We start from the raw sequence: 2,717 nt of genomic DNA on the forward strand, positions 1-2,717 counted from the left end.
AGCGCCTTTACCTGGAAGCCATGCAGCGTCTACAGGCGTCGCTCAACCAGACGCTCTTTCTGGGGCTTTTCGAGTACGAGGCGCACTTCGCCCACTACCCTGCCGGCGCCTTCTACAAGCGCCATCTGGACAGCTTTCGCGGCCGGGCCAACCGTGTGGTCTCGACGGTGGGGTACCTCACCCCGGACTGGCCCTTTGATGGCGGCGGCGAAATGGTGATCTACGACGCCGATGACGACGAGCGCGAGCTCGCTCGGGTCGTGCCCAACGCCGGCACCTTCGCCTGTTTTCTCTCCGAGAGCGTACCGCACGAAGTGCTTCCCACTCGTCACCCGCGCAGCAGCATCGCCGGCTGGTTCCGGCGTAATGCCTCCCTGGGAGGCGTGCTCGACCCGGCACGTTAACCTTGATCAATCCAAGCGCCTATCATGATGTTTTTGCACCATGTTGGGCGCCATCGACGAAAACACGTGCACCGATGGGTTGCAAAGCCACTCACAGCGTCTACCTTGAGAAGTGTCCCGGCGCAAAACGCCCACGACATGGTCGACGCCCCTCGTGGTGACCTGTAGAAAGCGAAAAGAGCTCGCTTTTCAAAGGGTTGCAAATACGGGTTGTAGAGACCAGGAAATTGCAGAGAGCAAGACGCAGCATGTGGTCTTCGACCACCAGGAGCAATGGCCAGACACTGCCGAACGAAGCGATACGCCAGTCGGCTGGCTATTTGAAAGTTGAGGTCAAGGCGCTGATACGCCCTGCCTTACTACCAACGCAAGGAGCAATGGCAATGAAAATGATCAAACCGGCTTTTCTGGGTACCCTGATGGTTCCGGCAGTCATGTTCGCAGCGGCTGCGGCCAACGCGCAGACTGGCACCGTAAGTGAAGCTACCTACCTGACCACGCCGCCGGCAGGCACGTTCCATGCCGACTCCCTGACCGGCAACCAGGTCAAGAGCACTGTTGAAGACGATGAGGATATCGGTACCATCAACGACCTCATCATCGACGAAGACGGTCAGATTCAAGCAGTGGTAGTAGGCGTGGGCGGCTTCCTCGGCATGGGCGAGAAAAACGTCGCCATCGAGTGGGACTCCCTCGAACTGGCCCATGACAACGACGACGACGAGTACGTCATCCGTGTCAATGCCTCTCAGGATGCGCTCGAAGAAGCCGAAGAGTACGATCGCGATGGCGATCGTGACACCATGAACGACGATCCCACCATGGACAACGAAGGCATGGACATGGACGACACCAACGACAACAACATGGGTTAACCCCATGTGAGCGTGTCGTGAAAAACCCCGGTTCGCCGGGGTTTTTTATTGCCTGCGGGTTTCCTTTCCTGTCCCGCAACGAGCTGAACCCCTTCGCTAGGTGTCGTCTGCTCTTTCCAGCGTCTCTCCCAGCGTGATCGTATAGCCCAGATCGACGACCGCCGCTGCGGCCGCATCACCGTTCTGGATACGTTCGACCAGTGCACGGGCCGCGGTCTCGCCGATCAGGCGTCGCGGCGTGATGACGCTGGCAAGCCTCGGCGTCATTGCCTGCCCCACGTCGTGACCATGAAAACCCGCCAGTGCCATTGCCTCGGGAACGCGTATGCCCTGGCGCAGGCACTCGTAGTAAGCGCCTATCGCCACGTCGTCGTTGGTACAGAAGAGACCATCGGCCTCGGGATGATCGCGCAGCACGCTCTGCATCAGGGCCGCCCCCACGCTGTAGGAGGAGCGCAGCGGGCTTTGCAGCGTGACCGGTTCGAGCCCGTGGCGCACCATTGCACGCTCGTACCCCTTTCCCCGCTGGCGGGTACGCTCGTCCAGACGCACGGCCAGATAGAGGATGTGCCGACGCCCGCTGCGGATCATCGCGCTGACCATGTCGTCGGCGGCCTGGACGTTGTCGTAGCCGACCGATTGCTGGAGCGGGCGTCGGTGCGTATCCATGATCTCGATGACGGGAATGCCGGCCGTTTCCAGCATGCGCAAGCTGCGGGGCGTATGTTCGTGGTCGGCGAGAATCACGCCATCGATGTTGTAGGAGAGCAGCGATGCGAGGCTGCGCTCCTCGAGCTCCGGGCTGTAGCCGTAGTGGGACAGCATCAGGTGAAACCCCGCCGGCTCGGTCAGGGTCTCGATGCCGAGAATGACATCGGCGAACACCTGGTTGGTCAACGAGGGCACGAGCACGCCGATGGAGCGGCTCTTCGCCCGGGACAGAAGTTCCGGGGCGCGGTTGGGAATGTAGCCTACTTCCTCGGCCACGCTGAAGATACGCGCGCGAAGCTCTTCCGATACGGTCTGCGGATCGCGCAGACAGCGGCTGACGGTCATCTTCGTCGCGCCGACACGCTCGGCGATGTCCTGCAGGGTGGGGCGTCTTTTCTTCACGGATCACGGGCCCTTCGATCAAGGCACCCCGCCATCCGGAATGCGGCCAGAAATGGCGGGTGCGTCACTGCAACTTGAGCATTGGCTCGACGAAGCGCTTCGCAATGGCCTGCGGAGCAAGCGCGATCGACACGCTCATGGCTTCCTTCTCACATGGCGGCTCGAGATCCGCCAGCTGGCTTGCCAGCATTGCCTCGCCCTTGAAGAAGTGTCCTTCACGATTTTCCAGGCGCTGTTTCAACAGCGCCTGGTCGCCTTCCAGAAACAGGATCTTGAGCGCCGGGTCACCTTCGCGCAGGCAGTCCCGATAACGTTTCTTGAGTCC

Annotated in this window: 3 protein-coding genes and 1 pseudogene; 2 read left to right on the plus strand and 2 right to left on the minus strand. The window is 61.0% G+C overall.

Annotated elements, in window-relative coordinates; all coding sequences use genetic code 11:
• Together BIS11_RS14530 and BIS11_RS14535 are read left to right on the plus strand one after the other, a co-directional pair.
• Nucleotides 1-404: 2OG-Fe(II) oxygenase (locus BIS11_RS14530; RefSeq protein WP_253586387.1), on the plus strand; the 404-nt coding region annotated here is incomplete at its 5' end.
• Nucleotides 405-787: 383 nt separating this feature from the next.
• Nucleotides 788-1,279: a PRC-barrel domain-containing protein gene (locus BIS11_RS14535; protein ID WP_253421333.1), complete on the plus strand. Its 492-nt coding sequence runs from the start codon at nucleotides 788-790 to the stop codon at nucleotides 1,277-1,279.
• 96 nt (nucleotides 1,280-1,375) lie between these two features.
• On the opposite strand, the gene BIS11_RS14540 is transcribed toward BIS11_RS14535, so the two are convergent.
• The gene (locus BIS11_RS14540; protein ID WP_253421334.1) at nucleotides 1,376-2,392 is read right to left on the minus strand and encodes a substrate-binding domain-containing protein; all 1,017 of its coding nucleotides are present in this window, start codon (nucleotides 2,390-2,392) and stop codon (nucleotides 1,376-1,378) included.
• Nucleotides 2,393-2,456: 64 nt separating this feature from the next.
• Nucleotides 2,457-2,717: pseudogene (locus BIS11_RS14545) on the minus strand (gluconate kinase); the annotation flags it as partial.

Source organism: Halomonas sp. 707D4 (genome assembly GCF_024158685.1).
In the GTDB taxonomy this organism is placed as follows: Bacteria; Pseudomonadota; Gammaproteobacteria; order Pseudomonadales; family Halomonadaceae; genus Vreelandella.

Bases quoted from the DNA above. Each gene is read 5' to 3' on its own strand.
- BIS11_RS14535 (WP_253421333.1), top strand. From the start codon at position 788: ATGAAAATGATCAAACCGGCTTTTCTGGGTACCCTGATGGTTCCGGCA.